The sequence below is a fragment of the Streptomyces sp. NBC_00005 genome (assembly GCF_045160215.1).
Classification (GTDB): Bacteria; Actinomycetota; Actinomycetes; order Streptomycetales; family Streptomycetaceae; genus Streptomyces.
In genome coordinates this window covers 2,081,343-2,105,868 of record NZ_CP108316.1, presented here as the reverse complement: position 1 = coordinate 2,105,868, position 24,526 = coordinate 2,081,343, and the positions used below count along the sequence as shown (strand labels likewise).

Sequence of the window (24,526 nt, the reverse complement as noted above, 5' to 3'; positions counted from 1 at the left end):
CGTGGACTTCGGGCTGACCGACGAGCAGGACCTGTTGCGCGCGACGGCACGGCAGTTCGTCGCCGACGTGTGTCCGGCCGAGAAGGCCAAACAGTGGGACGAGGAGGGCGTCGTACCGCCCGAGCTGTTCCGCGGCATGGCCGAACTGGGCTGGTTCTCCCTCCCGTTCAGCGAGGAGGAGGGCGGTGACGGCGGCGGTCCGCTCGAGCTCATCCTGATCGCCGAGGAGCTGGGGCGGGCCAGTTTCGACGTGGCCATGTGCTACATCGGCGTGCTCATCCCCGGGATCACGGTGTTCCGGTGGGGCAGCGAGGCGCAGCGCGACTTCATCCGCGAGCAGGTGATGACCGGCCGCCACCGGCTCGCCGTGGGCCTCAGTGAGCCGGACAGCGGATCCGACGCGGCCGCCCTGCGCACCACCGCCGAGGACCACGGCGACCATTTCCTGGTGCGCGGCCAGAAGGCGTGGTGCACCGGGGCCGGACTGCCCGACACCACCATCGCGACCTATGTGCGCACCGGGCCCCGCGAGCCCAAGCACGGCGGCATCAGCCTGCTGCTCGTCGACCCCTCGACCCAGGGTGTCGAGGTGCGGCGTACGCCGACGCTGGCCCGGCACATCCTGGGCACCAACGAGGTCTTCTTCAACGACGCCCCGGTCCCGAAGGAGAACCTCGTCGGCCCGCGCGACGAGGGCTGGAAGGTCATGCTCTCCAACATCGAACTGGAGAAGGTGATCATCACCGGCGGTTACCTGGGCGCCGCCCAGTCCACCCTGGACGAGATGCTGGAGTACGCGCGCACCCGGCACGCCTTCGGCCGTCCGATCGGCAACTTCCAGGCGCTCGCCCACGCCATGGCCGACCTGCAGACCGAGATCGACTCCGCCCGGCTGCTCGCCTATCGCGCCGCCTGGCTGCTCGCCCAGGGCAAGCCGTGCACCCGCGAGGGCTCGATGGCGAAGCTGAAGGGGTCGGAGACGTATGTGGCGGCGGCCCGGCTCGGGATGCAGGTCTGCGCGGGCCACGGGTTCTCGACGGAGAGCGTGATGAGCTTCCGCTACCGGGAGTCGATCGTGGCCACCATCTCCGGCGGGACGAGCCAGATCCAGCGCAACGGCATCGCCCGCAGCATGGGACTGCGGTCCTACTGAGCCCGGCCGTCCTGGCCGGCGGCCTCGCCGTCCTGGCCCGCCAGCCACTCCTGGTGCCGTACGAAATGGCCCTGGTCCCGGGTCACCCAGATCCCGGAGACCCGGGCCAGCACGGCGCGGGTCGGCAGCAGCACCATCTCGCCCGCGATGTACCAGCGCCGTCCCTCCCGCTTCTCCACCCAGGCCCGGACCTCCAGCGGCCGCTCCACCGGCACCGGCTTCACAAAGCTCACGCTCAGTTCCGCCGTCACGCTCAACACCCGGTGCAGCAGCGGGAGATGACCGAGGCAGTCGTCGAGCACGGCCGCCGTCCAGCCGCCGTGCGCGACATCGGGCCCGCCCTCCTGGTCGCGCGGGCAGGTGAGCTCGAACCACGCCGAGCCGTCCTCGTCGAGCCGTTCGCGCTCCACGCCCAGCCGGCAGGAACCGGCGCCCCGGCACGCACCGCACAGCGCCACCCCGCCCGGCGTGCGGGGCGGCTCCTGGAAGTCCGCGCCGGCCCACTGCCCGGTCCCGGGCGCCGTACTCGACATGCTGGAACTCCTCGTGTCAGACATCGGCAAGCAGCGGACGCAGCTTCCCGGCGATGAGCTGGACCTGCCGGGCCACCATCTCCTCGGGCATCCCGGCCAGCGAGGCCCACAGGAACACCCCTTCCACCGGCAACCCTGCCACGTACGCCCTGATGGCCTCGGCGACGTCCTGCGGGGTGCCGTAAAGGAACTGGCCGACGCCGGTCGCGCTCAGTCCCGTCTCCCGCCACTTCTCGGGATCGATGGGGCGGGGGAGCGGCTGATCGGTCCCCTCGACCATGTACCGGCGGTAGCTGTCCCACTGGTACTGCAAGTGCTTGCGCACCACCGGCCAGTCGCCGTCCGGGTCCTCCGTGACGAACGTGGTGAACGAGCCCTGCATACGGGCCGTCGACAGGTCGTACCCGCTCTCGGCGAGCCCGTCCCGGTACGGCGTCAGCAGTGCCGGGTTGAGCGACAGCAGCCCGGTGCCCAGGCGGCCGGCCCGGCGCGCGCCCTGCGGACCCTGGTAGCCGAGCCAGATCGGCAGCGGGCTCTGGACCGGGCCGGGGGTGACCAGGGACTCGGCCCACAGGCCGCGGATCTCCCGTACCCGCTGGTCGGTCGTGGAGTAGCGCTTGGTGAGGTCGCCGCCGAACAGCCGGTACTCGGGCACCCGGTAGCCGGTGCCCAGGCCGAGGTCCAGGCGGCCGTCGCTGATGATGTCGACGATCGCGGCCTGTTCGGCGAGTTCGGGGGCCGCGTGCAGCGGTGCCGGGATGACCGCGGTGCCCAGGCGCACCCGGCGGGTGCGCGCGGCTGCAGCGGCCGCCATGGTGAGCGGCTGGGGGAGGTATCCGTCCTCGAAGCCGTGGTGCTCGGAGAACCAGACCGAGTCGAGGCCGAGCCGGTCCGCCTCCTCGCACATCTCCAGTGCGAAGCCGTACACCCGCGACCAACTCTGCCGCCACGGCGGTGGGTTGCGCAGGTCGAAGTAGATGCCCACCTTCATGCGGGGCCGCCTCCTGTTGTGTGGTGCGTCAGTCGGATCGTCGCGTGTGCGACCGCGATCCCGTCGCCGGGCGGCAGCAGCCGTACCGGGCGAAGTTCCAGTGATTCGATCTCGGGGAGGTCGTCGACCATCGCCGAGATCCGCAGGACGGTCTCCTCGAGAGCCGCCAGATCCACACCCCTGCCGCCGGCCCTGCCGTCCAGCAGTGGGGCCGCGCGCAGCGAGCGGACCATCTCCCGGGCGTCACGGTCGCTGAGCGGGGTCACGCGGTGCGCGACGTCCGCCATCAGGTCGGCGTAGTCCCCGGTCAGACCGAAGGAGACCACCGGACCGAAGACCGGGTCGGAGCTGACGGAGAGGAACGCGTCCGGGCCGTCTCCCGGTCCGGTGTCGCGTACGGCGATTCCGTACGCGGCCAGCAACTCGGCGGCGACCGCCTCGGGGACCGAGCCCGGGGCGCATGCGGCGACCAGCGCGCGGGCGCGCTCGGCGTCGACTCCCGCGAGGTCCGGTACGACGCCCGCGGGGGTGCTGCGCCAGGCCTGGTAGGCCGCCGCGTGTCCGAGCGAGGCGGCCGCCGCCTCGGGGAACGTGTAGGTGGGTACGACGAGTTCGCCCCGGTGGAGCAGATCGGCGACGCCCGCGCCGCCCAGGAAACTGGCCACCACCGGCTTCTCGGGCCGGCCCGCGGCCGCGTCCAGGATCGCCGACGCGACCTCGTCGGGTTTGTCCGCCAGCGGCGGCATGAACAGGACGACGGCCGCGTCGATGTCGTCGTCGGCCAGTGCCGCGTCCAGTGCCTGCCGGTAGTGCGCGGCGGTGGCCGTGGGGGTCAGATCGATCGGGTTGGCGACGTCCGCGTGGGGCGCGAGGGCAGGGCGGAGCCGCTGCCGGGTGCGTTCACCGAGCGCGGGCACGCGCAGTCCGCTCGCCGCGCACGCCCCGACCGTCAGCGCCGCCGGACCGCCCGCGTTGGTGATCACGGCGACCCGGTTGCCGGGCGGCGGAGGCTGGTGGGCCAGCAGCAGGGCGACGTCGAACAGCTCCTGGAGACTGCGGGTGCGGATCACTCCGGACTGGGCGAACAGCGAACTCACCGCCGAGTCCGCATGGCCCGGATGGACCGCGACGATCGGCTTGCGCGGCGCGATCCGGCGGGCGACACGGGCGAACCGGCGCGGATTGCCGAAGGTCTCCACGTGCAGCAGGATCACCGAGGTGGCGGGGTCCTCCTCCCACCACTGCAGCAGGTCGTTGGTGGACACGTCCACGGCGTGGCCCACCGACACGAAACCGGAGAAGCCGAGGCGAAGCCGCCGGGCGAAGTCGAGCACCGCGAGCCCCAGCGGCCCGGACTGACTGGACATCGCCACCCGGCCGGGCGTCGGCAGCGCGGGCGAGAAGGTCGCGGCCAGCCGCGCCGCGGGCGTCGTGTTGAGCACACCCATGCAGTTGGGGCCCACCAGCCGCATTCCGGAGGCACGGGCGAAACGGGCCAACTCCAGCTCCGTCGCCCGCCCTTCGGCTCCGGTCTCCCCGAACCCCGTCGACACCACGACCACCGCCCTGGCCCCGGCCTCCGCACACTCCCGTACGACTTCGGGCACGGCCTCGGCGCGCACGGCCACCAGCGCCAGGTCCGGTGGCTCGGGCAGCTCGCGGACCCGGGGATACGCCCGCACCCCGGCGATCTCGTCGGCCCCCGGATTGACCGGGAACACGCTGCCGCCGAAACCGCCCCGCAGCAGGTTGGCCACGATCTCGTGCCCGATGGTCAGGGGGTTGCGGTTGGCGCCGATCACGGCGACCGACCGCGGTTCGAGCAGGGGTCGCAGGGAGCGCCGTACGGCTGTCTGCTCACGGCGCTCGGCCCGCGCCACGGCAAGGGCCTGCGGGTCGACGGCGATCTCGAAGTGGATGATCTGGCCGGGCGGCCCCGCCTCGATCCGGTAGCCGGAGCCGAGGAACACATTGATCATCCGGGTGTTGTCGGCGAGGACGTCGGCCTCCAGCACCCGGATGCCCCGGGCGCGCGCGGCGGCCGCGATGTGCTCCAGGAGCAGCCTGCCGAACCCCTCGCTCTGGTGGTCGTCCCGGATGGTGAACGTGACCTCGGCGTGCTCCGGCTCCTCGGGGTCGCGGACGTACCGCACCAGGCCGGCGATCTCGTCGCCGGCCAGGGCGATGAGCGCCAGCTCGTTGAGGTAGTCCACGTGCGCGCCGCGCCGGATGACGTCGTCGCGGGCGCGGACCACCGGGCCGAGGGAGCGGTAGGCGAGGGTGGCCCGGGACAGGCTGCCGACGAAGGCGACCAGACGGTCGGCGTCCTCGGGCCTGACCGGGCGGACGAAGGTCGACCGCCCGGTCCTGACGAGCCCGGGCCGTTCCAGGTCCTCGGGATACGAGGCATGCGGCGCAGGCGCGGGAACCGAGGGGTACGGGGGAGTGGTCACGGGTGTGTCGCCGCCCGCGCCGGTCAGACGGCCGCCTGCTGGGGAGTCTGCTCGGGCAGGCGGAAGAGCTCGTTGAAGGTGCCCCGCGTGACGCGCTCGCGGATGTCGTCCGGCACCCCGTCGAACAGCTCATGGAGCGTGGACTGGGTGTGCCCGTAGGTGCCCTCCAGGTGCGGGTAGTCGTCGCCCCACATCACGTTGCGGTACCCGGTCGACTCGACGATCTCCACCGAGCTCTTGTCGTGCTGGAAGGACGCGTACACCTGCTGCCGGATGATCTCGCTGGGCAGTCGGCTCAGCTTCGGACGGACGAACATGCCGTGCTGGCGGTACGCCTCGTCCATCCGGTCGCCGATGGCCGGCATCCAGCCCGCGCCGCCCTCCGCGATGAGGATGCGCAGGTCCGGGTGGCGGTCGAGGGCTCCGCCCGCGACCATGTGGGACACCACGCGCATGCCCGGGTAGGTCGTCTCCATGTAGTTGACGACCGCGCCGCCCGGCCCGCGGAAGACGACGTTCTCGCCGCCCGTGCCGATGTGGAAGCCGAGCACCAGGCCGGCCCGCTCGACCGCCGTCCACAGCGGCTCCCAGCGGTCGAGGGCGTACTCCTCGCCCGGCCGGGTCGAGCACGGCAGGAAGATCGCCTGGAAGCCCATCTCCGCGACCCGCTCCACCTCGGCGACCGCATCCTCGATGTCGGCCGTCGAGACGCAGGCGGTGGTGATGACGCGCTTGTTCTTGCTGAGGATCTCGTCGTAGGCCCAGTCGTTCCAGGCCCGGACGGTCTCCCGGGCGAGCTCCCGGTCGGTGATCGACACCAGCCAGAACCCCATGGAGGGGAAGGCCAGTTGACCCCACACGCCCTCCTGGTCGAGGTCCTTGAGCCGCACCTTCAGGTCCCTGGCGCCCGGCGGACGCATCGCGTCCATGAAGTCGCCGAGCTGGCGGTCGATGCGCTCGCCGTCGATGTAGAGCACCTCGTACTTCTCGCCGCGCTCGCTGCGCGGCGCCCGGGCCCCGAGCCGCGCGGTCATCCTCTCGGTCCACATGTCGGCGGGTTCCATCACATGGGAGTCCCCGGAGTTGACCCAGATCTTCGCCATGACGCTCCTTAAGGGGAATGGATGTAATCAGTTAGCGATTTTAGTTGTATCGGCGGCCGAAGGGAAGAAGGTGCGGGCCCTCGCCTTGAATCCGTCCAATTGGTTGACTGATTGCGCTGATAGCTGGAAGATCTGGGCACCGAGCCGCGAGGAGGAGCCATGGTCGGTGACAGGGACGCCCGTGACAGGTACTTCGAGCCACAGGTGGAGACCATGCCCCGCGAGCTGCTGCGCGCGCGGCAGGAGGAACGGGTCCTGGAGCTGGTGGAGTACGCCTACGCCAACTCCGCCTTCTACCGCGAGCTGTGGGACGAGCACGGGGTGCACCCGCGCGACATCCGCTCGCTGGACGACTTCCGGGCGCGGGTCCCCTTCATCACCAAGAACATGGTGCGCTCCTACCGGGCCCGCACCGGTGACCCCTTCGGCGGTCTGCTCTGCGTCCCCGTCGAGGACCTGACCTCGGTCTCCTCCAGCTCGGGCACCACCGGCGACCCGGAGTTCTTCGCCGAGATCTGGCAGGACGCACCGCCCCTGGTGACCGCGCAGGTGCGGGACCTGTGGGAGCTGGGGCTTCGCCCCGGCGACCGGGTGCTGAGCGCCGCCGGCAACTTCCGCAACCTCATGGACCACGGATACCAGGCCCTCGGCGCAGTGGTCATCGAGGTGGACATCTGGCTCGGCCGGATGCACGAGATCGTCGAGGCCATCCGCGAGTACCGGCCCGCCTATCTGCAGATGATGTATCCGCACATGGTCGAGCTGGAGCACCTGGCCGACAAGGTGGACCTCAAGGAGGCCTTCTCCTCGCTCAAGGGCGCCTCGTGCGCCGGCCAGCCGCTGAGCCGGAAGATGCGCGAGAGGATCCGCGGCGACTGGGGCATCGACGTCTACGAGTACACCAGCGCGGCCGACACCGGCACCGCCTGGGAATGCCGCGAGCACGACGGCTTCCACCTCTGGGAGGACACCGTCTTCGCCGAGTGCCTGGACGTCGAGGAGCAGGGCTGGCAGGACGTCCCGGACGGTGAGCTCGGCGAACTGGTCGCCACCGACCTGGACAACCGGGCCGCCCCGCTGATCCGTTACCGCAGCGAGGACCTCGTACGGATGTCCCGGGACCGCTGCGGATGCGGACGCACCCACGCCCGTATGTGGGTGGGCGGCCGGCGCGGCGACGAGACCCTCGTCCAGGGCCGCTCGGTGGTCCTCGCGGACATCTGGCAGGCCGTGGAGGACCAGCCCGAGACCGTCGCGGGAGTGTTCCAGATCGTACGAGAGCGCCGTGAGGTCGACGAACTGCGGCTGCGGGTCGGCTACGACCCCGGGATCACCGGCGACGTCGACGCCCTGGCCGGACGGCTGGGCAAGGCCGTGCACGAGCGGACCGGTGTGGCGCCCGTGCTCGATCTGCGCACCGAGGAGGAGCTGTTGCAGACCATGACCAGCGTCGCCAAGTTCCCACGGGTGGTGAAGAGCTGATGGCGCGCGCCGACACCCTGGCCCGGGCCCGGGAACTCGACCGGCCCGAACTCGCCTACCTCGTACGCTTCCCCGCCGCCGAAGGCATGCGGGAGACCGACCTCACCTGGGCGGAGATCGCCCGGGACACCGCCTGGATCGCCGACCGACTGCGCGGGCACGGACTGGCCGCCGGCGGGCGGGCGGTGCTGACCGCCTCCGGGTTCGAGGGCTTCTGGTGCCACGCGATGGTCGGGGCGCTGCGCGACCTGCGGGTGACGTACGGCATCGCGGAGGCGATGGGCTGGGACCACCGCCGTACCGCGGTCTTCCACCGGGAACTCCAGCCGCACGCCATGATCGGCCTGTCGGCGGAGACCCTGGAGGGACTCGCCGGATCGGCCGACATCGGCGAGATGTTCCGGTCGACGCCCCTCGTGCTGGCCCGGCCCACCGCCGTGCCGCTCCTGCGCGGCGCCGGTGTGCCCGCCGCCCTGATCTCGGCCGTGGGACCCGCCCTCGCGCTGGAGTGCCCCGAGCGGTGCGGCGCCCATGTCAACGCCGCCGAATGGCGGGTCCGTGAGCGGGACGGGCAGTTGTCCGTCGCGGCGGGGGAGCGGCGCGCCTCGGCGCTCTCGGAGACACCGCTCGGCATCGCGGGGCGCGTCGTCACCGGACGGTGCGCCTGCGGCAGCGAGGACCCGCGGGTTCTGTTCGCCGAGGCCAACCAGCTTTCATGAGCAAGGAGTTGAGCATGTCTGAAGGAGTGGTCGACGGCCGGGTCGTGGTCGTCACCGGCGCCGGCAACGGCATCGGCAGGGCGCATGCCCTGGCGTTCGCCGCGCACGGGGCGAAGGTCGTGGTCAACGACCTGGGCGGCTCGCGCGACGGGGCGGGCGCCTCGTCCGGACCCGCCCAGGCCGTGGTGGACGAGATCGTCGCGGCGGGCGGCGAGGCCGTGGCCAACACGGACGACATCTCCACCTGGGACGGAGCGGGCAGGCTCGTCCAGCAGGCCGTGGAGACGTACGGCGGCCTGGACGTGCTGGTCAACAACGCCGGCATCCTGCGTGACCGGATGATCGTGTCGATGACCGAGCAGGACTGGGACAGCGTGCTCGCCGTCCATCTCAAGGGCAGCTTCGCCACCCTGCACCACGCGGCCGCGTACTGGCGCGAGCGCGCCAAGTCCGGTCAGGACAACGACGCGCGGGTCATCAACACGACCTCGCCGTCCGGCATCTTCGGCAACCCCGGCCAGGCCAACTACGGCTCGGCCAAGGCGGGCATCGCGAGCCTCACCCTCATCGCGGCGGCCGAACTCGCCCGCTACGGCGTGACGGTGAACGCCATCGCGCCCACCGCCCTCACCCGGCTGACCGAGGACATCGAGATGATGAAACAGGCCGCCGAGGCTCAGGACCTCACCCCGGAGGCCATCTCGCCGCTCGTGGTGTGGCTGGGTTCGGCCGCCTCCCGCGAGGTCACCGGTCGCGTCTTCGGCGTCGTGGGAAACCGGATCACGGTCCTGGAGGGCTGGGTCAACGGTCCCGGCGTCGGCGCCGAGTCCCGCTGGACACTGGAGGAGCTGTCCTCGGTCGTCCCGAACCTGGTGGCCAAGGCGGCGCCGAACGCCGACGTCCTGGGCAGCCGGAACGGGGCGTGAGATGACGACGACCGAGGGAACGACCACCGAGAAAACAGCGCCCCAACGGCCGGTCGCCGAAGGCCTGTTCACCTGGCCGCCGGCCACGTCCGCACCGCCCCGGCTCATCGGCTCCGAGTGCACGGCCTGCGGCCTGGTGAGCTTCCCGGCCGTCCCGGACTGCGTCAGGTGCGCGAGCGCGGAGTCGAAGCAACGGCTGCTGTCGGACCGCGGAACGCTGTGGACGTACACGACCCAGAACTTCCGCCCGCCGTCCCCGCCGTACGACGGTCCCGAGGCCTTCGAGCCGTACGCCGTCGGCTACGTCGAGCTCCCCGGCGAGCTGCTGGTCGAGGCCCGCCTCACCGAACCCGACCCGGAGAAGCTGCGGATCGGGCAGCCCATGCGGCTGACGCTCGTGCCCTACACCGTGCAGGACGACGGCACCGAGGTCATGACGTTCGCGTTCGCCCCGGCCGAAGAGATCGGTCGGTCCGAAGAGGTCGGTCAGCCCGAAGAGTTCGACCAGTTCGAGGAGGAGCCGTCATGACCGAGGCCGTCATCATCGGTGTGGGGCTGCACCCCTTCGGCCGGTTCCCCGGGAAGCCCGCACTGGACATGGGCGCGGACGCCGTACGGCTGGCGCTTGCCGACGCGGGCGTCAACTGGCCGCAGATCCAGGGCGGTTACATCGGCAGCTATGAGGTCGCCAACCCGGACGCGATCGTCGCCCGGCTCGGCCTGACCGGCGTGCCGCTGCGTGGGGTGTTCAACGGCTGTGCCACGGCCGGTACGGCGGTGGCGCTGGCCGCCCGCGCCATCGAGACCGGCGAGCACGACCTGACCATCGCGATCGGCCTCGACAAGCACCCGCGCGGGGCGTTCGCCGCCGACCCGTCCGTGGCCGGCATCCCCTCCTGGTACGGGCAGACCGGCCTCTTCCTCACCACCCACTACTTCGGCATGAAGATCAACCGCTATATGCACGACCACGGCATCTCCCACGAGACGCTCGCCCGCGTGGCGTCGAAGAACTTCCGCAACGCCGCGGGCAACGACAAGGCCTGGCGCCGCACGCCGCTCACACCCGAGGAGATCCTCGCCTCCCCGGTCCTCAACTACCCGCTCCGCCAGTACATGTACTGCGGCCCGGACGAGGGCGCCGCGGCCATCGTGATGTGCCGCGCAGACCAGGCCCACAAGTACACCTCCACACCCGTCCGCGTCCGGTCCACCGCCCTGCGCAGCCGCAGGCTCGGCGCCTTCGAGGTACAGAGCCCGTCCTTCCCGGTCGGGGAGGTCGTCGAGAGCCCGACGGTGGACGCCTCCAGGGCGGCGTACGAACTCGCCGGCATCGGACCCGAGGACGTCGACGTCGCCCAGCTCCAGGACACCGACGCCGGATCCGAGATCATCCACATGGCCGAGAACGGCCTCTGCAAGGACGGCGAGCAGGAACGCCTCATCGCCGAGGGCGCCACCGAGATCGGCGGCCGCCTCCCGGTCAACACCGACGGCGGACTGCTCGGCAACGGTGAACCGATCGGCGCGTCCGGCCTGCGGCAGATCCACGAGATCGTCCTCCAACTCCGCGGCACGGCGGGGGATCGGCAGATCCCCGGCACACCCCGCGTCGGCTACACCCACCTGTACGGCGCGCCGGGCGTGTCGGCGGTGACGATCCTCTCGACCTGAGAGCGACCCCGAAGCGACCTCAGAGCGACCGAGAGCGACCCGAGAGCACAGGGAACCCTCCATGGGCTTGGTACATGACACGCATGACACGCAGGCCTTCGCCGCCGAGGTGCGCCGCTTCCTCGACGCACACGTGGCGAAGGCCCCCGACCGCACAGCCTTCACCTGGGGCGAGGGCGACGACTCGATGGCGTACTTCAACAGCCTCCCGCCCGAGGAGGAACGGGAGGACGTGCAGCGGGCCCGCGCCTGGCAGCGGATCCGCCACGACAACGGCTTCGGCTGGATCACCGGCCCGCCCGAGTACGGCGGCCGGGGCCTGACCCCGGTCCACGACCTGCTCTACGACGCCATCGAGTCCGAGTACGACGTCCCGGACACCGGCACGCTCAGCGTCGTCGGCCTCGGCATGATCGGCCCGACGATCCTCGCCCACGCCCAACCCGCCATGAAGGACCGCTGGTTGCCCGCGATGTACCGCGGGGACGCCATCGCCTGCCAGCTGTTCAGCGAGCCCGGCGCCGGATCCGACCTGGCGAGCGTTGCGACCCGGGCGGTCCGTGAGGGCGACGGCTGGGTGCTCAACGGGCAGAAGGTGTGGACCTCTGTAGCCCAGCACAGCGACATAGGCCTCGCGCTGACCCGCACCGACCCCGACGCGCCCAAGCACCGCGGCATCACGGCCTTCCTGGTCCCCATGGACGCCCCCGGCGTCGAGGTCAGGCCGCTGCGCCAGATGACCGGCGGCGCCGACTTCAACGAGGTCTTCCTCACCGACGTCCGCATCCCCGACGACCACCGCCTCGGCGAGGTCGACGGCGGCTGGACCGTCGCCCTGACCACCCTGATGAACGAGCGGGCCACGGTCGGCAGCGAGGGCGCAGGACCGGTCGCCGCCGCCCTCTCCCCGGACCGGCTCTCGGCCCTGATGCGCGCCACCTGGACCTGGGACGACCGAGCCCTGCGGGCCCGCCTCGCCGAACTCCTCGTGGACGCCATGGCCACCGAACACCTCAACGCCCGCGCCCTGCGCACGCTGCGCGGCGGGGGCACGCCGGGCCCGGAGATGTCCGTCTCGAAGCTCATGTACGGCCAGAACCTCACCCGTGCCGCCCACTTCGTGGCCGACGCCCTCGGCCCGCGTGCCATCGCCGACACCGGCCAGTGGGGCACGTACGCCTGGACCGAACTCCTTCTCGCCACCCCGGCGTTGCGCATCCTCGGCGGCACCGAGGAGATCATGAAGAACATCCTCGCGGAACGCGTCCTCGGCCTGCCCAAGGAACCGGTGACCACCGCTGCCAAGGAGGTGCGTCAGTGACCGCCGACGACAACGAACTGCGGGAACTCCGCTCCTCCGTACGAGAGTTCCTGGAGTCCAAGTCGCCCGAGGAAGCCGTGCGCAAGCTCATGGAGAGCGAACCGCGCTTCGATCCGGCGGTGTGGGCGCAGGCGTCCGACCAACTGCGGCTGCCGGGTCTGGCCATCCCGGAGGAGTACGGCGGCGACGGCTTCGGCGCGGTCGAACTCGGCGTGGTCCTGGAGGAGATGGGCCGCGCCCTGCTGTGCTCGCCGTTCTTCGCCACGGTCGCGCTGGCCGCTCAGACGCTGCTGGCCTCCGACGACAAGGAGGCCTGCGCACGCCACCTGCCCGGCATCGCGGCCGGGCGGACCACGGCCACCCTCGCCGTCGCCGAGGACAGCGGGTCCTGGGACCCCGTCCTGATCTCCGCACGCGCCGTGCCGGACGGGGACGGAGGCTGGAGGCTGAGCGGCGGCAAGTCCTTCGTCATCGACGGTACGACGGCCGATCTGGTCCTGGTGATCGCCCGTACCGTCGCGGGCCCGTCGCTGTTCGCCGTCGACCGGGAGGCGACGGGGGTGGCCGCTGAACCGATGGAGACCCTCGACGCCACCCGGGCGATGGCCCGGCTGACCTTCGACGCCGTCCCCGCGACGCTCGTCGGCGCGGACGGTGCGGGCGGTCGCATCATGGCCAAGGTCCTGGACCTCGCCTCGGTCGCCCTCGCCGCCGAACAGGCCGGCGGGGCGCGCCGGTGCCTGGAGACGAGCACGGAGTACGCGCGCACCCGCCACCAGTTCGGCCGGCCCATCGGCTCCTTCCAGGCGGTCAAGCACAAGTGCGCCGACATGCTCGTCCAGGTGGAACTGGCCGAGGCCTCGGCCCGGGAGGCGGCGCGGCTGGCCGCCGAGGGCTCCACGGACTTCGCGGTCGCCGCGGCGGTGGCGCACGCCTGCTGCTCACGGGCGTACGTGTTCGCGGCCACGGAGAACATCCAGGTCCACGGCGGCATCGGCTTCACCTGGGAACACCCGGCACATCTCTACTTCCGCCGGGCCAAGTCCTCGCAGCTGCTGTTCGGCGGGCCTGCCGTGTACCACGAGCGGCTGCTGGACCGGCTCGGGATCTGACCGGACCGGTGCGCCGCCCTAGGACCGGGCCGCGGCGGGCGTCTCCGCGCGGAGCGAGTACAGGATCGGCAGGTGGGAGTCCCCGAAGGGGAGTCGGTACAGGCCGTCCTCGCCCTGGCGGAGAATGCCGCGAGGGTCGAGCTCGGTGGCGATGTGTTCGCCCAGGTGCTTCGTCGTGAGGCCCGCGTCCGCCGCCGCGGTGACGATCTCACCGAGCGAGTACGGGTACTGGACGGTGTCCTGGGCCGGCGTCGTCAGGCCGGGCACGGCGTAGGTGCTGGTGACCGGCTCGCGCTGGGGCTCGCCCCCGCCGTAGGGCCAGTCGACGACCAGAGGGTCGAGGGCGGCGACGGTCTGGAACGCCGGATGCATGTCCACCAGCACGAGGCTCCCGCCGGGCTTCAGCGCCATGGCCGCACCGTGCATCCAGGCCGTGACGTCGCCGATCCAGCACAGGACCCCGTACGTCGCGACGACCAGGTCGAAGCCGCCCGCCAGGTGCGTGGGCAGTCGCTGGGTGTCCGCCTCGACGAAGGTGGCCGCGAGACCGGCTCGTGCGGCCAGCAGCCGCGCCCGCTCGATCGCCGCCGATGAGAAGTCGACGCCGGTGACCCGGGCACCCAGACGGGCCCAGTTCAGCGTGTCCATTCCGAAGTGGCACTGCAGGTGCAGCAGTTCCTTCCCGGTCACGTCCCCCGCGAGCTCGCGTTCCAGGCCGTAGAGCGTCTGGTGCCCGGCGAGGAACGACTCGACGTCGTAGAACCTGTCCGCGGGAGTCGAACCGTGGATGCGGGCACGCTCGTCCCACAGCGCACGATTGAGCGCAACGCCGTCGTCGTCACTCGGCCTGGTTTCGGGCATGCGCCGAGAATGTCACACCGCGGCGGCCGCGTTCAGCCCCGCGCCGCCTCGCCCAGCAGCGCCTTCGCGATGATCACCTGCTGGATCTGGCTGGTCCCCTCGTAGATACGGAACAGGCGGGCGTCGCGGTAGAAGCGCTCGACGGCGACCCCGCGCATATAGCCCGCCCCGCCGTGGACCTGCACCGCGCGGTCCGCGACCCGCCACACCATCTCGCTGGCGAAGTACTTGGTGCAGGACGGTCCGATCTTGGTGTCAGTGCCGGCGTCGAAGGCGCGGGCGGCCTCCAGAACGGTGGCGCGTCCGGCGTAGTAATCGGTCTGCGAGTCGGCGATCAAGCCCTGAACCAGCTGGAAGGAGCCGATGAGCTTCCCGGACTGCCTGCGGGTGCTCGCGTACGCGACCGACTCGTCGACCAGGCGCTCGGCCATGCCGACCATCAGCGCGGAGATGTGGACCCGTCCGTGCGCGATGCAGCCCATCGCCGTGGAGAAGCCCCGGTTGAGCCCGGACTCTCCGCCGACCAGGGCGGCGGCCGGCACGCGTACGTCGTCGAAGAACACGTCCGCCGTCCAGGCGCCGAACTGGCCCATCTTGTGGTCCTTGGGCGCCACGGTCAGGCCCGGCGTACCGGCCGGGACGAGGAAGGTCGAGATGCCGCGGGTGCGCGGGGCGTCGGGGTCGGTGCGGGCGAAGACCATGAAGACGTCGGCGAGCGGGGCGTTGGTGATGTACCGCTTGGCGCCGTTGATCACCCACTGGTCACCGTCGAGATGGGCGCGTGTCGTCAGGGTCGAGGGGTCGGAGCCTGCCTCGGGTTCGGTGAGTGCGAACGAGGCCAGGACGTCACCCGAGGCGATCCTCGGCAGCCACTCCGTCTTCTGCTCCTCCGTGCCGCCGACCATCAGGACGTGTCCGGCGATGCCGTTGTTCGTGCCGAACATCGAGCGCAACGACGGTGTCGTATAGCCGAGTTCGAACATCAGCTGGGCCTCTTCGTACATCGACAGCCCCAGCCCGCCGTACTCCTCGGGCAGCGCGAAGCCGAACAGGCCCATCTTCTTCGCCGCCTCGCGGATGTCCGCGGGCATCTCGTCCTTCTCGTCGATCTCCGCCTCGTGCGGCACGACGCGCTCGCGCACGAAGCGCCGGACCTCGGACAGCACCGCGCTGAAGTCAGCTGCGTCCATGTCGACTCCCTATTGCTTTCATTGATCGGTATCTGTCTCGTCCGGCTGCCTCGCGGGCCGGTAGCACACGGCGAGGAGCGCCGCCGCGCTTCCCGCGCCCAGTCCTGCGGCCAGCAACGCGGGCCCCGCGCCCGCGCGTTGGCGGCGCAGCAGCCCGTCCAGCGAGTACCTGCCGTTGCCCAACGCCGCCAGCGCGACGGCCGCGCCGCCCACCACACCGACGTACTCCCAGCCGCCCTTGAAGACGAAGAAGCCCTTGCCGCGGTGGTCGGTGCGCGCCGCCACGGTCATCAGGCCGACGGCCGCCGCGGCCGGGAGCGGGTTGGCCGCTCCCAGGGCGATGCCCACTCCCGCCGCCATCTCGGTCCCGGCGGCCATCCGGGCGTGCACCTCGGCCGGCTTCAGGCCCAGCGCCTCGAACCAGCCCGTGGTCCCCTTCAGCCCGCCCGGCCCGGCGACCTTGTTCCAGCCGTGGGCGAAGAGCATCGGGCCGAGCGTCGCGCGCAGCACGAGGGCGGCGACGTCATGGCCGCGCCCCTTCACTGGCCGACTCCCGTGGCCCGGCCCGCGGGTGCGACGCCGTACAACTGCGGTACGGCGTCCACGAGTTCGTCGTAGCTGAGGGCCCTGCCCGACTGGCTGGGGTGGACGCCGGCGATGGTCCAGCCCTGCAGCCGGTTCAGCCGGTTGCCGTCGACGCGCAGCACCTGTCCGGTCAGCCACGCCGCGGCGTCGGAGGCCAGGTAGACGACGACACCGGAGGCATTGGCGGGATCGCGCGGGTCGAAGCTGTCGCCAGCCTCCTGCGAGGTGCCGACCGGCAGCCCCTCGGTCATCCGCGTGGCCGCGATCGGCGAGACGGCGTTCGCCGTGACGCCGTACTTGCGCATCTCCAGGGCGGTGAGGACGGTGAGCCCGGCTATCCCGGCCTTCGCCGCACCGTAGTTGGACTGCCCCTGATTGCCGAACAGGCCGGTACCGGACGTCGTGTTGATGACGCGGCCGGTGACGCGCTCACCCCGCTTCGACGCCTCGCGCCAGTACGCGCACGCGTGCCGGGTGAGTGCGAAGGTGCCCTTCAGATGTACGGCGATGACCGCGTCGAACTCGGCCTCGCTCATCGAGAACAGCATGCGGTCGCGGACGATGCCCGCGTTGTTCACGACGATGTCCAGGCGTCCGAACTCCGCGACCGTGTCCGCGACCATGGTCTCGGTCGCCGCCCAGTCCGTCACCGAGGCGTGGTTGGCGACCGCCCGGCCGCCGAGCTTGGTGATCTCGGTGACCACGTCGTCGGCGGGGGAGTCGCCCGTGCTCTCGCCGTGCAGGCCCGAGCCGAGATCATTCACCACCACGGTCGCGCCCGCCTCGGCGAGTGCCAGGCAGTGCGCCCGGCCCAGCCCCCTGCCACCGCCGGTCACGATGGCGACCTTGTCGTCGAGGATGCCCACGACCTACCTCCAGAGCAGATGCAGCAGATGAATTGGACAGATGAATTGGGCAGATGAATCGCGTCAGTTGAGCTCGCGGAGTATGTCGTCGGTGTGCTCGCCGAGCGTCGGCGCGCCGCTGCGCGGCTTGTCGTCGACGCCCCAGAAGCTGACCGGCGTCGCGACCGTCCGCAGGGTCGGTGCGTCACCCATGCCGGGCTGTTCGACGAACGCCCCCACCGCCTCCGCCTGCGGATCGGCCGCCACCTCCGCCAGGGTCTGCACGGGCGCCCACCACACGCCCTCGGCGTCGAAACGCTCCGCCCACTCGTCCAGCGGCCGCTTCGCGAACTCCTCGTCGAAGACGGCGATCAGCTCCCGTACGTGCGCGCGCCGCGCCTTGCCGGTGGCGAACCGCTCGTCCGTCTCCAGGTCCTCGCGGCCGAGCGCCTTGATCACGCCCGGCCAGTGCCGGTTGCCCTCCAGGCCGACCAGCCAGAACCAGCGGTCGTCGGCGGCCCGGTAGGAGTTGTAGAGCGGGGACTCGTGCTCGGTGCGGTGGCGGGTACGGCCGCGCTTGCCGAAGAAGTTCTGCAGGGCGAGGTCGTTCCCGTTGGCGTACGTCCCGGAGCGCAGCAGTGATACGTCCACCACGCCGCCCTCGCCGGTGCGTTCGCGGCGGAGCAGCGCGGCCAGCACCCCTGCCACCAGGTTCGCGGCGGCCGTACGGTCGCCGAGGCCGGGACGGATGCCGGGCGGCGGCTCCCCGGCCGGGTTGAGCATGGCTGCGATGCCCGGCCGCGCCCAGAAGGCGGAGACGTCGTACCCGGCGCGGTCGCGCTCGGCGCCTGTCCATCCGTAACCCGTCAACGTGCCGACGACCAGCTGAGGATGACGCTCCCTCAGATCGTCCGGCGCCAGGCCCAGCCGCTCCAGGGCGCCCGGGCGCAGGTTGGTGACGAACACGTCGGCGCGCTCCAACAGCCGCTCCAGTACGTCCTTGCCGTCCTGCGAGCGCAGGTCGAGGACGATCCCGCGCTTGCCGCGGTTGTCGGTCTCGAACGGGGGCGCGCTGTCGATGTCCTGGCCGACGTGCCGGAGCGTGTAGCGGTTGGGGTCGCCGGTCGGCGCCTCCACCTTCACCACGTCCGCGCCCCAGTCCGCGAGCATGGTGGCCGCGGCCGGAGCCGCCACCCACATGCCCAGCTCGACGACGGAATAGCCTTCAAGTGGCCGCACGGCCCACCTCCCTTGATGTCGCTACGCCTGTATGCCGGTACGCCGGCTACCTGCCGCGGAAGTCGCCGGGGCGGCGCTCCCGAAAGGCCTTGAGGCCCTCGGCCCGGTCCTCGGTGCAGAACAGCACGGAGACCGTCTCGCGCTCGTACGCGATCGCCGCCTCCAGGCCCATGCCGAGCCCGTGGTCGACCAGCCGCTTGCCCGCGGCGAGCGCCAGCGGCGCCCCGGCGGCCAAGGTGTTGGCCAGTGCCTCGGCGGCGGCGAGTGCGCCGCCGGGTTCGGCGAGTTCGTTGACCAGCCCCAGTTCCCAGGCCCGTTCGGCGTCGATCGGTTCGCCGGTGAGGATCATCTGCTTGGCGATCGCCGGCGGCACCAGGCGCGGCAGCCGCTGCGTGCCGCCCGCGCCCGGCAGGACGCCGAGCTTCATCTCGGGCAGGCCCAGCCGTGCGCCCCGCTCCACCACCCGCAGGTCGCAGGCGAGGGCCAGCTCCAGACCGCCACCGAAGGCGAACCCGTGGACCGCCGCGACGGACGGCTTGGGGAAGTCCTCCAGGAGCCCGTACGCCTCGGTCAGCCGCCCCACGAAGGCACGGAACTGCCCCGGTGTCGTGAACGACTCGATCTCCCCGAGGTCGGCACCCGCCGAAAAGGCGCGGCCCGCCCCGGTCACGACAAGCGCCCGTACGTCGTCGTTGTCCCGTATGTCTCTCAGCGCCCGCGTGAGCCGGTCCACGGTCTCGGAGCCGACGGCGTTGAGCTGCCTCGGCCGGTCGAGGGTCAACACGGCGATCCTGTCGCGGAGTTCGACGCGCAGCACGGTGCTCACCTCAGACCATCGTCAGGCCGCCGCTGACCGAGAGCGTCTGCCCGGTCATGTACGCGGCGGCGTCGGAGGCGAGGAAGGCGACCACGCCGGCGATCTCGGCGGGCTGGGCGACGCGGCGCAGCGGGATCGCCCGCACGGTCGCGTCGTACATCTTCTGGCTGTAGTCGGCGACCTGCCCGAGCAGCGCGGTGTCGGTCGGCCCGGGGCAGACGCTGTTCACGGTGATGCCGTGCCGGGCGACCTCGCGGGCGAGGGCCTTGCCGAAGGCGATGATCCCGCCCTTCGTCGCGGAGTACACGGCCTCGCCGGACGAGCCGACGCGGCCGGCGTCCGAGGCGATGAGGATCACCCGGCCGTCGTCGCGCTCGATCATCGAGTCGAGCACGGCCCGGGTCATCGTGATCGTGCCGCGCAGATTGACGGCGATGATCCGGTCCCAGGTCTCCTCGGTGCTGTCGACGAAGCGGCCGATGACGTCGACGGCTGCGTTGTTGACCAGGACGTCCACCGGACCGAGCTCGGCGGCCACCTGTTCCACGGCGGCGCGCACGGCCGTACCGTCGGATATGTCCGCGCCGACTCCTGTGGCGCGCACCCCGTACCGTTCCACGAGCCCGGCCGCGACCTTGTCCGCTGCCTCCGCGTCCATGTCGCAGACGGCGACCGAGGCTCCGGCGGCGGCCAGCGCGTCGGCGATCGCCGCGCCGATGCCGCGGCCCCCTCCGGTGACGAGTGCCACCTTGTCCCGTTCGCTCACGCGCCCTCCCTCGCCCAGACCTCGATACAGCGCTATCGTATAACTACTTCAGCTAAATAAGCGAGATGCGTGAGCGGAGTCGAGCATGCGCCGTACGATCTTCAATGAGGAGCACGAGCAGTTCCGGGAGACCGCCCGCTCCTACTACCTGCGCGAATGCGCCCCGTATGCCGAGCAGTGGGAGCGCGACGGACAGGTGAGCCGGGCCGCGTGGGCGGCCGCCGGCAAGGCCGGGCTCATCGGCTGGCAGTTCCCGGAAGAGTACGGCGGCCAGGGCATCTGGGACTTCCGCTACAACGCGATCATGGCGGAGGAGATGGCGGCCACGAGCTCGGTCGGCATCGGGCTCGGCCTGCAGAACGACGTCATCCCGCCCTATCTGATGCGCCTGACCACCGAGGAGCAGAAGGCCCGTTGGGTCCCCGGGGTGACCAGCGGCGAGACGATCTGCGCGCTCGCGCTGTCCGAGCCGTCCGCCGGGTCCGACCTCAAGGCCATCCGCACCACCGCCCGCCGGGACGGCGACGAGTGGGTGATCGACGGGTCCAAGACCTTCATCACCAACGGCATCCTGGCCGACCTGGTGATCGTCGCCTGCAAGACCGACCCGGAGGCCGGACACAAGGGCATCAGCCTGATCGCCGTCGAGCGCGGCACCGAGGGCTTCGAGCGCGGCCGCAAGCTCGACAAGGTCGGCATGAAGGCCCAGGACACCGCCGAACTCTTCTTCCGCGAGGTCCGCGTCCCCGCCGAGAACCTCATCGGGCAGGAGGGGCGCGGTTTCTACCACATGATGGGCAACCTCCCCACCGAGCGCCTCGCCATCGCCGTCTCCTCGCTCGCGTCCGCCGAGCGCGCCTACGAACTGGCGCTGGAGTACGCCAAGTCCCGCACGGCATTCGGCCGGCCGATCGGCGAGTTCCAGGCCAACAGGTTCGCGCTCGCCGACATCAAGGCCAAGCTGGGCGCCGCCCGCGTCTACCTGGACGGCTGCATCATGGCCCTGTTCCAGGGCGAGTTGACCGCCGACGAGGCCGCCGCGGCCAAGTACTGGACCTCGGAGACCGGCTGGGAGGTCATCGACCGCTGCATGCAGCTGTTCGGCGGCTACGGCTACGTCAACGAGTACGAGATCGCGCGCATCTGGCGCGACAGTCGCGTGCAGCGGGTCTTCGGCGGGACCTCGGAGATCATGCAGGAGATCATCGGGCGCTCCCTGGGTCTGTGACGCCGGGACTGTGGAGACCATTGATTGGTTCGGCTAAATAGGTTATCTATTTAAGCTGTACGGATGTGAGGCATGCGGGCTCCAGGAGGCACCGTGGTCACTCCCACTCGCGGGTCCCGACTGCTCACCCGGTTCGCCGGACTGCTGCGCCGGCACATCCCCGACTTCGCGGCGATCTGCCCGCTGGATCGGCAGTGTCGGCATCAGCGGGTTCGGCCGGGAGGGCGGCAAGGCAGGGCTGGACGAGTTCATCAACGTCGAGGGCGGCGGCGTCGGCCGCGTCTGACGACACCCCGGACGACACCTCACAGGAGCGATTGACGTGCAGCATCTCACCGGGGGACAGCCCCCGGACCCTCGGGCCGCCCGGCGCCTGACGTTCGGCGACGTCATCCGCGAGCACCGAAGGTCCTTCCCCGACACAACCGCCCTCGTCGACGGCGAGATCCGGCTGACGTGGCCGGAGCTCGACGAGCGCACCAACCGGCTCGCCCACGCCCTCACGGACGCGGGCGTCGGGCCGGGCGACCGCGTCCTGTGGCTGGGCCAGAACTCCTTCCGCATCTGGGAGCTGATCGGCGCCGCCGCGAAGATCGGCGCCATGGTCTGTCCGGGCTACTGGCGCTGGGCCGCCCCCGAAATGGCCTTCGCCGTCGAGGACTTCGACCCCCGCGTGGTGGTCTGGCAGGACGAGGAGATCGGCGACACGGTCAGCAAGGCGAGGGCCGAACTGGGCAGCGACCACCGGGCGTTGTGGCTGCGGCACGACATCGAGAGCGCTTCGGGCCCCGACTCCTACGAGTCCTTCGTGGCCTCCGGCTCACCCGAGGACCTCGCCGCCGACGTCGACCCCGACTCTGCACTCCTGGTCATCTACACCGCGGCGATCTCCGGACGTCAGTCCGGCTCGATGCTCTCGCACCGCAACCTGCTCGCCATGGGCGCGAGCGCCGCCTGGATGGGCGACATCGGCACGGAGACCGCCTTCCTCGGCGCCGGACCGATGTTCCACATCGGCAACTACCAGTTCTGGGGCGTCCCGGCCTTCGTCCACGGCGGCAAGAACGTGATCGTGCGCCGCGTGGTCGCCGAGGAACTGCTCCCGCTGCTGGCGGCGGAGCAGTGCAGCCACGCCTACCTGATGCCGCCGACCATCGCGCAGCTCGTCGCCCTCAACCGCGAGGCCGGGCACGACCTCTCCCATCTCCGGGCGAGCGTCGCCGCCCCGCTGTGGCAGGGCACGGTCCCCACCGACCAGAGCCGCTTCACCCGCAACGGCGGCGGCGAGGGCCGCGGCTACGGGCAGACCGAGGTGACCGGCTTCGCCGTGACCGGCGCCTACGGCGGCACGGGCGCCGGCAACGCGGGACGGCCCGGGCCCTTCACCGCCGTACGCATCCTCGACCCCACCGGCACGGAGTGCGCGGTCGGCCAGGCGGGCGAGATCTGCGTCCGCGGCGACCTCGTCCACCTCGGCTACTGGAACCGTCCCGAGATCAACGAGGAGCGTTTCCGTTTCGGTTGGTGGCACACCACCGACCTCGGCCGCCGCGAACCCGACGGCACGGTCAGCTTCCTCGGCACCACGACCCGCATGCTCAAGTCGGCGGCCGAGAACATCTTTCCCGCCGAGGTGGAGAACTGCATCGAGGCGCACCCCGCGGTCAAGGAGGCCGCCGTGATCGGCGTGCCCAACGAACGCTGGGCCCAGGACGTCAAGGCCGTCGTGGTCCTGCACCAGGACGCCGGCGAGGTCACCGCGGAGGACGTCATCGAGCACTGCCGGGCGCGTATCGCCTCGTACAAGAAGCCGAAGACGGTGGAGTTCGTCGAGGCACTGCCGCGCACCAAGGAGTTCGCCAAGGACTACGAGACGCTCGACGAGCGCTTCGGCGGTGGCGGGTATCCCGGCGGCGACACGCTCGGCGCGGGGCGGTGACGCCGTGAACGACCGCCGGCCCGTCGTCGTCGGCATCCACGCCACCGAGCAGGCCCTGTCCCTCCCGCACCGCGACGCCATGGACCTCGCCCTCGAAGCGGTGTCCGGGGCGATCGAGGACGCCGGGCTGACCCCGGCGGACGTCGACGGCGCCCAGGTCGACTGGCCCGGCCCCGGCGGCGTCCCCGGCGAGGGCAGCTCCTGGGCCCGCATGCTCGGCCGGGACCTGCGCTGGACCAGCGACTCGATGCTCGACAACGCGGGCTCGCGGGGCCTGCTGAAGGCGGCGGCAGCCGTCCAGTCCGGATTCGCCGACACCGTCGTGGTCGGCGGCTGCAAGCTGGTCTCACGCGGGGCCGGCCCGGTCGGGGCCGGGGTGCCGCTGGAGTTCACCGATGTGTGGGGCAGCTATGTCGTCGCCCAGTTCGCGCTGGTGGCTGCCCGGCACATGCACGAGTACGGCACGACCTCCCGCCAGCTCGCGGAGGTCGCCGCCACCATCCGCAACAACGGCACGACCAACCCGGAGGCGATGATGTACGGCCGCGGCCCGTACACCGCCGAGGACGTGCTCGCCTCCCGCATGGTGGCCACGCCGTTCCACCTGCTGGACTGCTGCATCGTGGGAGAGGGCGGTGCGGCTCTCGTGGTGACCACCGCCGAACGGGCCAGGGACCTGCCCAACACACCCGTCGCCGTACTCGGCGGCGGCATGGAGTACCACCAGGCCGCCTACGCCAACCCGGCGCTGCACCGCGAGATCGGGCAGCTCGGCCGGGACGCCGCCACCCGCGCCTACGCCATGGCCGGCGTGGGCCCGCAGGACGTGGACGTCTTCTCCCTCTACGACCCCAACTCCTTCGAAGTCATACGGCAGTTGGAGATCCTCGGCCTGTGCGGGGAAGGCGAGGGCGGGCCCCTCGCGGCCGAGGGCGCCATTGCCGTCGGCGGCAAGCATCCCGTCAATCCGGACGGCGGCTGCCTCGCGTACGCGTGGAACGGGACGCAGCAGATGACCCTCAAAGTCGTCGAAGCCGTACGGCAGTTGCGCGGCACCGCCGTGCACCAGGTCGAGGGCGCGGAGCTGGCGGTGGTCGGCAACGCCGGCTCCGGAGCGCAGCACTACGAGACGAGCGTCCTCGGGAGGATGCGATGAGCCGGCCCGTACCCGTCCCCACCGAACTGTCCCGGCCGTTCTGGGACGCGGCCCTGCGCGGCGACCTGGTCGTGCCGCACTGCTCGACCTGCGGTCTGCGCTTCTTCGTCCCCGAGCCCGCCTGCCCCGGCTGCATGGCGCGGGACTGGCGGTACGTGCCGAGCGCGGGCCGGGGGACCGTCTACTCGGTGACCGTGGTGCACCGCGCTCCGGGACCCGGGTTCGACGCGCCTTTCGCGCTCGCCGTGATCGACCTCGACGACGGCGCCACCCTGCTCTCCCACGTCGACGCCGGCGATCCGGACGACGTCGTCATCGGCATGCGCGTCCGCGTGGATTTCCGGCCCTTCACGGACGAGATCACGCTGCCGTACTTCGTCCCGGACCCGAGCACCGGACACGAGCGAGTGACAACCGAATGAGGGTGGAGGTG

The 24,526-nt window shown here is 71.4% G+C and carries 23 protein-coding genes; 12 read left to right on the top strand and 11 right to left on the bottom strand.

Features of this window, described 5'->3' with window-relative positions; all coding sequences use genetic code 11:
* Window position 1 precedes the first annotated feature (1 nt).
* A complete protein-coding gene (locus tag OG303_RS10120) occupies window positions 2–1,153 on the top strand; it encodes an acyl-CoA dehydrogenase family protein (protein ID WP_405867008.1) in 1,152 nt (383 codons plus the stop codon).
* Here OG303_RS10120 and OG303_RS10115 read toward each other — a convergent pair.
* Genes OG303_RS10115 through OG303_RS10100 form a run of 4 tightly spaced genes read right to left on the bottom strand, consistent with a single transcriptional unit; the run spans window position 1,147 to window position 6,233 of the window.
* Window positions 1,147–1,686: a PaaI family thioesterase gene (locus OG303_RS10115; protein WP_405867006.1), complete on the bottom strand. Its 540-nt coding sequence runs from the start codon at window positions 1,684–1,686 to the stop codon at window positions 1,147–1,149. The genes OG303_RS10120 and OG303_RS10115 overlap by 7 nt on opposite strands.
* Before the next feature lie 16 nt (window positions 1,687–1,702).
* Complete coding sequence (locus tag OG303_RS10110) at window positions 1,703–2,677, bottom strand: LLM class flavin-dependent oxidoreductase (protein WP_405867004.1); 975 nt, start codon at window positions 2,675–2,677, stop codon at window positions 1,703–1,705.
* The gene (locus OG303_RS10105; RefSeq protein ID WP_405867002.1) at window positions 2,674–5,130 is read right to left on the bottom strand and encodes a GNAT family N-acetyltransferase; all 2,457 of its coding nucleotides are present in this window, start codon (window positions 5,128–5,130) and stop codon (window positions 2,674–2,676) included. The genes OG303_RS10110 and OG303_RS10105 overlap by 4 nt, the downstream gene beginning before the upstream one ends.
* A 23-nt stretch (window positions 5,131–5,153) precedes the next feature.
* Window positions 5,154–6,233 carry an amidohydrolase family protein gene (locus OG303_RS10100; RefSeq protein ID WP_405867000.1) on the bottom strand — a complete coding sequence of 360 codons (1,080 nt, stop codon included), beginning with the start codon at window positions 6,231–6,233 and terminating at the stop codon, window positions 5,154–5,156.
* Between the two features lie 159 nt (window positions 6,234–6,392).
* Here OG303_RS10100 and OG303_RS10095 point away from each other — a divergent pair, with 159 nt between their 5' ends.
* From OG303_RS10095 to OG303_RS10065, 7 genes are all read left to right on the top strand, one after another.
* The gene (locus OG303_RS10095) at window positions 6,393–7,715 is read left to right on the top strand and encodes a phenylacetate--CoA ligase family protein (protein WP_405866998.1); all 1,323 of its coding nucleotides are present in this window, start codon (window positions 6,393–6,395) and stop codon (window positions 7,713–7,715) included.
* Window positions 7,715–8,434, top strand: a complete 720-nt coding sequence (locus tag OG303_RS10090; RefSeq protein ID WP_405866996.1) for a hypothetical protein — start codon at window positions 7,715–7,717, stop codon at window positions 8,432–8,434. Before OG303_RS10095 ends, OG303_RS10090 begins: the two co-directional genes overlap by 1 nt.
* Window positions 8,435–8,448: 14 nt before the next feature.
* The gene (locus OG303_RS10085; RefSeq protein WP_405866994.1) at window positions 8,449–9,360 is read left to right on the top strand and encodes an SDR family oxidoreductase; all 912 of its coding nucleotides are present in this window, start codon (window positions 8,449–8,451) and stop codon (window positions 9,358–9,360) included.
* Between the two features lies 1 nt (window position 9,361).
* A complete protein-coding gene (locus tag OG303_RS10080; RefSeq protein ID WP_405866992.1) occupies window positions 9,362–9,889 on the top strand; it encodes a Zn-ribbon domain-containing OB-fold protein in 528 nt (175 codons plus the stop codon).
* On the top strand, window positions 9,886–11,034 hold the full coding sequence (locus OG303_RS10075; protein ID WP_405866990.1) for a thiolase family protein: 1,149 nt from the start codon (window positions 9,886–9,888) through the stop codon (window positions 11,032–11,034). Before OG303_RS10080 ends, OG303_RS10075 begins: the two co-directional genes overlap by 4 nt.
* A gap of 61 nt (window positions 11,035–11,095) precedes the next feature.
* Window positions 11,096–12,355 (top strand): acyl-CoA dehydrogenase family protein, encoded by a 1,260-nt coding sequence (locus OG303_RS10070; RefSeq protein ID WP_405866988.1) that lies wholly within the window; start codon window positions 11,096–11,098, stop codon window positions 12,353–12,355.
* Complete coding sequence (locus tag OG303_RS10065; RefSeq protein ID WP_405866986.1) at window positions 12,352–13,467, top strand: acyl-CoA dehydrogenase family protein; 1,116 nt, start codon at window positions 12,352–12,354, stop codon at window positions 13,465–13,467. Before OG303_RS10070 ends, OG303_RS10065 begins: the two co-directional genes overlap by 4 nt.
* An 18-nt stretch (window positions 13,468–13,485) precedes the next feature.
* On the opposite strand, the gene OG303_RS10060 is transcribed toward OG303_RS10065, so the two are convergent.
* The 7 genes from OG303_RS10060 to OG303_RS10030 all read right to left on the bottom strand — a co-directional run bounded on the left by OG303_RS10060 (window position 13,486) and on the right by OG303_RS10030 (window position 19,770).
* On the bottom strand, window positions 13,486–14,328 hold the full coding sequence (locus OG303_RS10060) for a class I SAM-dependent methyltransferase (RefSeq protein WP_405866984.1): 843 nt from the start codon (window positions 14,326–14,328) through the stop codon (window positions 13,486–13,488).
* Window positions 14,329–14,360: 32 nt separating this feature from the next.
* Window positions 14,361–15,518, bottom strand: coding sequence for an acyl-CoA dehydrogenase family protein (locus OG303_RS10055; protein ID WP_405866982.1), 1,158 nt, complete (start codon window positions 15,516–15,518; stop codon window positions 14,361–14,363).
* An 18-nt stretch (window positions 15,519–15,536) separates the two neighbouring features.
* Window positions 15,537–16,061 carry a DoxX family protein gene (locus tag OG303_RS10050; protein WP_405866980.1) on the bottom strand — a complete coding sequence of 175 codons (525 nt, stop codon included), beginning with the start codon at window positions 16,059–16,061 and terminating at the stop codon, window positions 15,537–15,539.
* Window positions 16,058–16,969, bottom strand: a complete 912-nt coding sequence (locus tag OG303_RS10045) for an SDR family NAD(P)-dependent oxidoreductase (RefSeq protein WP_405866978.1) — start codon at window positions 16,967–16,969, stop codon at window positions 16,058–16,060. Before OG303_RS10045 ends, OG303_RS10050 begins: the two co-directional genes overlap by 4 nt.
* 63 nt (window positions 16,970–17,032) lie before the next feature.
* On the bottom strand, window positions 17,033–18,187 hold the full coding sequence (locus OG303_RS10040; RefSeq protein ID WP_405866976.1) for a CaiB/BaiF CoA transferase family protein: 1,155 nt from the start codon (window positions 18,185–18,187) through the stop codon (window positions 17,033–17,035).
* Window positions 18,188–18,233: 46 nt separating this feature from the next.
* The gene (locus OG303_RS10035) at window positions 18,234–19,013 is read right to left on the bottom strand and encodes an enoyl-CoA hydratase/isomerase family protein (RefSeq protein WP_405866974.1); all 780 of its coding nucleotides are present in this window, start codon (window positions 19,011–19,013) and stop codon (window positions 18,234–18,236) included.
* A gap of 1 nt (window position 19,014) precedes the next feature.
* Complete coding sequence (locus tag OG303_RS10030; protein ID WP_405866972.1) at window positions 19,015–19,770, bottom strand: SDR family NAD(P)-dependent oxidoreductase; 756 nt, start codon at window positions 19,768–19,770, stop codon at window positions 19,015–19,017.
* A gap of 85 nt (window positions 19,771–19,855) precedes the next feature.
* Between OG303_RS10030 and OG303_RS10025 the strand changes: the two genes are divergently transcribed.
* From OG303_RS10025 to OG303_RS10010, 4 genes are all read left to right on the top strand, one after another.
* Window positions 19,856–20,998 carry an acyl-CoA dehydrogenase family protein gene (locus OG303_RS10025; RefSeq protein WP_405866970.1) on the top strand — a complete coding sequence of 381 codons (1,143 nt, stop codon included), beginning with the start codon at window positions 19,856–19,858 and terminating at the stop codon, window positions 20,996–20,998.
* Window positions 20,999–21,320: 322 nt separating this feature from the next.
* Window positions 21,321–22,937 (top strand): AMP-binding protein, encoded by a 1,617-nt coding sequence (locus OG303_RS10020; RefSeq protein ID WP_405866968.1) that lies wholly within the window; start codon window positions 21,321–21,323, stop codon window positions 22,935–22,937.
* Between the two features lie 4 nt (window positions 22,938–22,941).
* Complete coding sequence (locus OG303_RS10015; protein WP_405866966.1) at window positions 22,942–24,093, top strand: thiolase family protein; 1,152 nt, start codon at window positions 22,942–22,944, stop codon at window positions 24,091–24,093.
* Window positions 24,090–24,515: a Zn-ribbon domain-containing OB-fold protein gene (locus OG303_RS10010; RefSeq protein ID WP_405866964.1), complete on the top strand. Its 426-nt coding sequence runs from the start codon at window positions 24,090–24,092 to the stop codon at window positions 24,513–24,515. Before OG303_RS10015 ends, OG303_RS10010 begins: the two co-directional genes overlap by 4 nt.
* The last annotated feature ends 11 nt before the right edge of the window (window positions 24,516–24,526 follow it).

What these genes read in the sequence shown, in the direction of transcription:
- OG303_RS10115 (WP_405867006.1), bottom strand. Translation starts at nt 1,686, where the DNA reads ATGTCGAGTACGGCGCCCGGGACCGGGCAGTGGGCCGGCGCGGACTTC.
- OG303_RS10110 (WP_405867004.1), bottom strand. Translation starts at nt 2,677, where the DNA reads ATGAAGGTGGGCATCTACTTCGACCTGCGCAACCCACCGCCGTGGCGG.
- OG303_RS10100 (WP_405867000.1), bottom strand. Translation starts at nt 6,233, where the DNA reads ATGGCGAAGATCTGGGTCAACTCCGGGGACTCCCATGTGATGGAACCC.
- OG303_RS10095 (WP_405866998.1), top strand. Translation starts at nt 6,393, where the DNA reads ATGGTCGGTGACAGGGACGCCCGTGACAGGTACTTCGAGCCACAGGTG.
- OG303_RS10090 (WP_405866996.1), top strand. Translation starts at nt 7,715, where the DNA reads ATGGCGCGCGCCGACACCCTGGCCCGGGCCCGGGAACTCGACCGGCCC.
- OG303_RS10085 (WP_405866994.1), top strand. Translation starts at nt 8,449, where the DNA reads ATGTCTGAAGGAGTGGTCGACGGCCGGGTCGTGGTCGTCACCGGCGCC.
- OG303_RS10080 (WP_405866992.1), top strand. Translation starts at nt 9,362, where the DNA reads ATGACGACGACCGAGGGAACGACCACCGAGAAAACAGCGCCCCAACGG.
- OG303_RS10075 (WP_405866990.1), top strand. Translation starts at nt 9,886, where the DNA reads ATGACCGAGGCCGTCATCATCGGTGTGGGGCTGCACCCCTTCGGCCGG.
- OG303_RS10070 (WP_405866988.1), top strand. Translation starts at nt 11,096, where the DNA reads ATGGGCTTGGTACATGACACGCATGACACGCAGGCCTTCGCCGCCGAG.
- OG303_RS10060 (WP_405866984.1), bottom strand. Translation starts at nt 14,328, where the DNA reads ATGCCCGAAACCAGGCCGAGTGACGACGACGGCGTTGCGCTCAATCGT.
- OG303_RS10055 (WP_405866982.1), bottom strand. Translation starts at nt 15,518, where the DNA reads ATGGACGCAGCTGACTTCAGCGCGGTGCTGTCCGAGGTCCGGCGCTTC.
- OG303_RS10025 (WP_405866970.1), top strand. Translation starts at nt 19,856, where the DNA reads ATGCGCCGTACGATCTTCAATGAGGAGCACGAGCAGTTCCGGGAGACC.
- OG303_RS10010 (WP_405866964.1), top strand. Translation starts at nt 24,090, where the DNA reads ATGAGCCGGCCCGTACCCGTCCCCACCGAACTGTCCCGGCCGTTCTGG.